We start from the raw sequence: 6,473 nt of genomic DNA, 5'->3' as shown, positions 1-6,473 counted from the left end.
CCCCGGCACACCTCTTCAGAGTCCAGCTCAGCCCCACCCGCCGAGGCGCCCGTCTCGCCCGCCTCCTCGTGGAGCAGCAACTCGAAGAGTGGGGCTTCCCTCGCACGGTTCCCGTGACGCGCGCCCTCGTCGCCATCACCGCCGAGTTCGCCGCGAACGCCATCACCCACGGCCGTACCCCCGGCCGGGACTTCGAGGTACGCCTCTCCCTCTGCGCATCACAAGTCCGCGTGGAGGTCAGCGACACCCGCCCGGACCGACTGCCCCCGCTGCCCCCGCTGCCCCCGCTGCCCGACGACTCAACCCCTGCCGCATCGCCGCCACCCGACACGGCAACAAGCGGCCGTGGTCTCCTCCTTGTCGACGCCTTCGCCACCCGCTGGGGCTGCGAGCAGCGCAGCAGGTTCACCAGGACCGTCTGGGCCGAGGTCTCCCTGTGACGAACCGGGCCCACAGGGACAGAAGCCGGCGCGTACGGCGATGCGCACCCGCAGCTCGTCCCCCGCGGGGGTCAGCAGATGCCCGTACGTCTCGGCCGGTCGGGCGCCCGGCGTGAACACCCGCAGCGCCGCCGCGCCCTCGCCCCGCGTGATGCCCGCGCGCGACATTTGATTGCCCTGGTGAAACCAGGTGCCGATCAACTCTCCGCTTGCCAGTCTCTGTCCCGCCAAGCCTGATCACCGGTGTCCCCGCGCAGAGCAAGTGGAGTGAACCCCCCATGCCCCAAGCACTGAAGAAGAGCAGGACGTCCCGCCTCGCCCGCCTCGGGCGTGCCACGCTCGTCGCGGCCAGCGCCTTCGCGCTGACCATCGGCCTGACCGGCAGCGCGCACGCCGGCGTGCTGACCCCGCTGTCCGAGCGCGCCACCACGTTCCAGAAACAGTTCCAGCCGGTCTTCGACTACGACTCGGACGGCTGCCTCCCCGTGGCGGCCATCGACAACAACGGCAACCTCAACGGCGGCCTCGACGACAGCGGGGCCATCACCGGCCAGTGCCGCTCGGGCCACCTCGGCAACGCCAACACCTACTCGCGCGCCAAGTGCAACAACGGCTGGTGCGGGATCGTCTACACCCTGTACTTCGAGAAGGACATGAGCTGTGCCGACTGCACGGCCACGTCACACCGCCACGACTGGGAGGCGGCGGTGATCTGGATCCAGCAGGGCGCGAGCACGCCCTCGTACGCGTCCGTCTCCCACCACGGCAGCTACACGACCTCGCAGTTCAGCGCGGTCCCGAGGGACGGGGTCCGCCTCAAGGTCGTCTACCACAAGGACGGCGTGTCCACCCACGTCTTCCGCTTCGCCGGGTCGGGCGAGGGCGCGGAGGCCTGGGGCGACGGCGGCTGGGACTTCCCGCGCCTGGTCAGCTGGGACAACTTCAACAACGGCAGCAGCGTGGACCTCCGGGGCAGGATGAACTCAGCCACCTGGGGCGACGCCAACTTCCCGCTGAAGGACGGCCGCTTCAACGAAGAGCTGAGCCGGGCCAAGAGGGACGCGGCCGCAGGCATCTCCTTCGACCCGTGGGCCGCCGGCTGACGAACACAGGAACCGGCACAGGAACGGACACAGAAAAAGGGCTGGCCCCGACGGCACTCCCTGCCGTCGGGGCCGGCCCCTTCATCACGTGGGCCGGCAGACGAGTCGGGCTGTACGCCGGGGAGAGTCGTCGCAGCGCGATGACCTGCAAACATGCCATGTGACCACTCCCACGGCTACTTTGACGGCTACGTGAGCGCGGGTGCGCCCCCTCGTTGGAAGTCGCGCGCCCTGTCGCGAGGACAGGGCAGGACGCGGCACGTTCAGGGGCTACGGAATCAGCCTTCGTACAGGGGACGCGGACCACCACGCCTGCTGCCGACCGGCAGGACCAGCCGCCGCCGTTCCCAAGCGGTCCGGGCCGGGGGCTTCATCGCCATCGGGGTTGAGACGGTCCGCTCGATGTGCTCAGGCTGTCGGCCGGATCGGCTAGCTTGTTGCGGAGCCGCTGCGACAGCTCCCGCCCGGCGGACCCGACCAGAGGAGACACGTGCAGACCACGCCGCTCAGCCCCGAAGACCCGGCACAGATCGGCGGCTTCGAGCTGTTGGGCCGGATCGGGCAGGGCGGGATGGGGCAGGTGTATCTGGGCGAGTCGCCCGGTGGCGAACCCGCCGCGGTGAAGGTCATCAAACCGTCGGTCGTCGACTCGACCTCCCGACTGCGCTTCGCGCAGGAGATCGACATCCTGAAGACGGTCTGGGGCGCGCGGATCGCACAGCTCCTCGACGCGGACGCGGACGCGGAGCAGCCGTGGCTGGCGACCGAGTACGTGGAGGGACCGGACCTCGGCAAGCACGTGATGACGCACGGTCCCCTGCCCGCGCTTCTCGTCCTGTCCCTCGGCGCCACCATCGCCGAGGGCCTGGGCTATGTGCACAAGCAGGGGCTGCTGCACCGCGACCTGAAGCCCGCGAACATTCTGCTCGGACCGAACGGCCCCAAGATCATTGACTTCGGTCTCGCCGTCTTCGCCGAGTCGAGCGCCTCCCTCACCGCCGCCAACACAGTCGTCGGGACCCCGTCCTGCATGCCGCCCGAGCAGGCCAACGGCGAGAAACCGCTGACGAGCGCCGTCGACGTCTACGCCCTGGGGACGGTGCTGCTGTTCGCCGCGACGGGCCATCTGCCGTACCACGCGAACAACATCCATGTGCTCTTCCACATGGTGACCGATCCGGCGACCGCGCCCGATCTGACCGGCACGCCGCCCGAGCTGGCACCTCTACTCACGTCCATGTTGTCCCACCGGGCTGAGGACCGGCCCACGGTCAGCAAGGTGGTCCAGCAGTGCCGCGCTCTGGTCGAGGCGCAGGGTCTGAAGCTGGCCCAGGCTCGCCGGCGTCTCACCACCTACACCGCCGCGCCGCTTCAGGAGTTTCTCTCAGTGCTTCCGGCAGTGGCGTCGCAAGACGTCACGCCTCCTGCCCCCGCGCTGTCCGATCCGGCGGACACACCCCCCGGTAATGGACCACGGTCCGCGCCCGCCGACGAGTCCGCTGCCGAACCCACTCTGTTCCTGACCTCACCGCATCAGGCACCCGTCGGGCTGCCCGCCCAACCCGAGTCGACAGTCCTGGCGCCACAGAGCGCACAGGACGAGCGGGGTGACCAGGAGGAGGAGAACCCGAGTAACGCACAGAACATGCCACGGCGCGCTCGTGGCACCGGCCGGCCTCCCGCCCGCTCCCTGCGCCATTCCGCACAGGCCAGGCGCACCGCCCAGCAGCTGCGCGAGGCCTACGCGGCACGGGCCGCGTTCTGACCCTCACGGCACGCAAGCGCGTCGGCGCGGCGGCGCTGCTCACCCCTCCAGAAGCCGACCCGCGGCTTCTCCGCACCGCGAGCCATTGACCTGCGGGTCTGTCCCAGTGAGGGTGGTTCACGCGCTTTGCAGCCCATACGGCACAGTGGAGCGGTACAACAGCGTGAGCGGTACGTCGGTCCGTGCCGGGCGGCGACCGCGACAACAGCACAGCACGACGGCCAGGGGAGGCAGCGGGTGACCGCCCAGCAGAGCAGCACCGCACCGGTGGGTTCCGGGGAGGACCAGTTTCCGGCAGGCGCGCAGGTCTTCGTGCGCGACGAGGTGTGGCTCGTGCGGAACTCCGTGCGCACCGAGCACGACGGCGCCAAGGTCGACGTCGTGGGCGTGTCCGACTTCGTACGGGACCAGGAGGCCGTGTTCTTCACCGGCCTGGACACGATCGAGCTGATCGACCCGCGCCGGACGAAGCTGGTCCGGGACGAGTCGTCGAACTTCCGCCGCTCCCGTCTGTTCCTGGAGGCGGTCCTGCGCAAGACCGCGCTGCCGCAGTCCGAGCGTCGGCTGGCCCTCGCCGACTCGTTCCTCCTCGACTCCCTCCCCTACCAGCGTCGCCCGGCCGAGCTGGCCCTGTCGGGCCGCAACCTGCGCCCGCGGCTGCTGATCGCCGATGTGGTCGGCCTGGGCAAGACCCTGGAGATCGGTCTGACGCTGGCCGAGCTGATCCGGCGGGGGCGTGGCGAGCGGATCCTGGTAGTCACCCCGCAGCATGTCCTGGAGCAGTTCCAGCACGAGCTGTGGACCCGGTTCGCGATCCCTCTCGTACGGCTGGACTCGGTCGGCATCGAGCGGATCCAGCGGGAGATCCCGGCGGGCCGGAACCCGTTCACGTACTTCAAGCGGGTCATCGTCTCGATCGACACCCTGAAGAACACCGACCAGTACAAGCATCATCTGGAGCGGATCAACTGGGACGCGGTCGTCATCGACGAGTCGCACAACCTGATCAACCGCGGCTCCCTGCGCAACCAGCTCGCTCAGATCCTCGCCCCGCGCACGGACGCCCTGATCCTGGCCTCGGCAACCCCGCACAACGGCGACGCCAAGTCGTTCGCGGAGCTGATCAGCCTCCTCGACCCGGCGGCGATCCGCGATCCGGAGCACTACCGCGCCGAGGACATCGAGCACCTCTTCATCCGCCGTACGAAGATCAGCCCCGAGGTCCGCGAGCAGATGAAGGGCCAGTGGGCGGACCGCGGCCCCTCACAGTCGGTACGGTGCGCGGCCACGCCCGCCGAGGAGAAGATCTTCGAGGAGCTGGCGACGGTCTGGCTGCCCGGCGAGAACGGCACCTCGGTGAGCGCCGTACCCCTCTTCCCGTACACGCTGCTGAAGTCGTTCCTGTCCTCGCACGCGGCGCTGAAGGCGACAGTGGCCGCGCGCATCAAGACGCTGGAGAAGAAGGACGACCCGACGGCGACCCGTGCCGAACTCGCCGCACTGCGCACGCTCCAGGACCTGGTGGCGCCACTGACGGAGTCGGACTCCGCGAAGTTCGCGGCGCTGGTCGAGCAGCTGAGGGCGATCGGTGTCGGCCCGAAGTCGGACGCGCGGGTGGTGGTCTTCTCCGAGCGGGTGCAGACCCTTGAGTGGCTGCGTACGGTGCTTCCGGCGGCGCTCGGTTTCCGGGGCCGGGCGGCCGAGGAGTCGACGCGGGTGATGCACGGCGGCCTGTCGGACGAGCAGCAGATGCAGTGCGTGGAGGACTTCGGTCTGGCGGACGCGCCCGTACGGATCCTGCTGACCGGCGATGTGGCGTCCGAGGGCGTCAACCTGCACCGCCAGTGCCACCAGCTGATCCACTACGACGTGCCGTGGTCGCTGATCCGCATCGAGCAGCGCAACGGCCGTATCGACCGTTACGGCCAGGCGCATCAGCCGCAGTTCCGCGCGCTGATCCTCACCAGTGAGGTGGAGGGCGCGAAGGACGACACGGTGGTCGCGGAGCGGTTGCTGGACCGGGAGGACCAGGCGCACCGGGCGCTGGGCACGGCCGAGGCGGTGACGGGCCTGTACCGGGCGGAGGCCGAGGAGAAGTCCCTCATCCAGGATCTGCTGCGCGGCCGTACGGTGGACGAGTCGCTGGACACGCGCAGGGCGGAGGCCGAGGCGGACGCGGCCATGGACGACTTCCTGGCGGACTTCTTCGGTTCGGTGGGTGACGTCGAGCCAGGCGCGGAGGACGGCGATCCGCAGGACGCCGAGGGAAGCGCCGCCGGCGCGTCGGCACCGGGCGGCACGGGAGCGGGCAACGCGGCGGTACCCCGGCTGTTCACGTCGACCGCCGAGTTCCTCGACGAGGCGCTGCGCGAGGTGTTCCCCGACGCGACCACGAGCCTGGACCTGCACCGGGACACCGAGTCGGGTCTGCTGTCCTTCCGCCCGCCCACCGACCTGGTGCACCGCCTCAAGGCGCTCCCGCTGGACTACGTACGCGAACAGCGCCTGCGCGAACGACTGTTGGTGACCTTCAACCGCCGGCTCGCCGAGCACTCCCTGAAGCGGGCCCGCGAGTCGTCCAACTCCAGTTGGCCGGAGATCTCCCTCCTCACGGATCTGCATCCGGTGGTGGAGTGGCTCACGGACAAGGTCCTGGTACGCCTGGGCCGCCAGGAGGCCCTGATCATCACGGCGGACGTGCCCGAGCCCACGTACCTCGTCCAGGGTGTCTACTCCAACGCGTTGGGCCGTCCGACCGTCGTCAAGTGGATGGGCGTGACGCGGGGCGGCACGGTCGAGGACGACATGGTCGGACTGCTGCGCCACTCCGGAGTCGGACCGACCATGGCCAACCCGATGCGCCACAGCGAACCGGCGACCGCGCTGGAGGCCGGCATTCCCGACGCCCTGGCCGCCGCCGAGCAGTTCCTCGACCGGCACCGCGACGCGTGGGACGAGCCGTTGCGTAAGCCGATCGACGACTACAAGGCCCGCCTGGGCGACTGGGAGCAGCCCACCCTCGCCGGGGAGCGGACGAAGAAGTCGCTCGCCTCGTTCGCGGACTCGCTGCTGACCACCGGCCGCCCCCTGATGCGGGTCCTCGCCGTCCTGGTCCCCGACCCGGAGGCGCCCACGCGTCCGCCGTCCACGGCCTGAGCCCGCGCC

The 6,473-nt window shown here is 70.0% G+C and carries 4 protein-coding genes; all 4 read left to right on the top strand.

Translation table 11 applies throughout. The features are described from left to right. On the top strand, positions 1-440 hold a 440-nt coding region (locus tag BZL64_RS21160), incomplete at its 5' end, for an ATP-binding protein (RefSeq protein WP_086770774.1). Between the two features lie 278 nt (positions 441-718). After that, positions 719-1,543 (top strand): NPP1 family protein, encoded by an 825-nt coding sequence (locus tag BZL64_RS21155; RefSeq protein ID WP_086770770.1) that lies wholly within the window; start codon positions 719-721, stop codon positions 1,541-1,543. A 490-nt stretch (positions 1,544-2,033) separates the two neighbouring features. Beyond that, positions 2,034-3,308 (top strand): serine/threonine protein kinase, encoded by a 1,275-nt coding sequence (locus BZL64_RS21150; RefSeq protein ID WP_086770769.1) that lies wholly within the window; start codon positions 2,034-2,036, stop codon positions 3,306-3,308. 237 nt (positions 3,309-3,545) lie between these two features. Next, positions 3,546-6,464, top strand: a complete 2,919-nt coding sequence (locus BZL64_RS21145; protein WP_086770768.1) for a DEAD/DEAH box helicase — start codon at positions 3,546-3,548, stop codon at positions 6,462-6,464. Positions 6,465-6,473 lie beyond the last annotated feature (9 nt).

It is taken from the genome of Streptomyces bobili (assembly GCF_002154575.1).
GTDB classification, from domain to species: Bacteria; Actinomycetota; Actinomycetes; order Streptomycetales; family Streptomycetaceae; genus Streptomyces; species Streptomyces bobili.
This window is presented reverse-complemented; position numbering and strand designations above follow the sequence as displayed.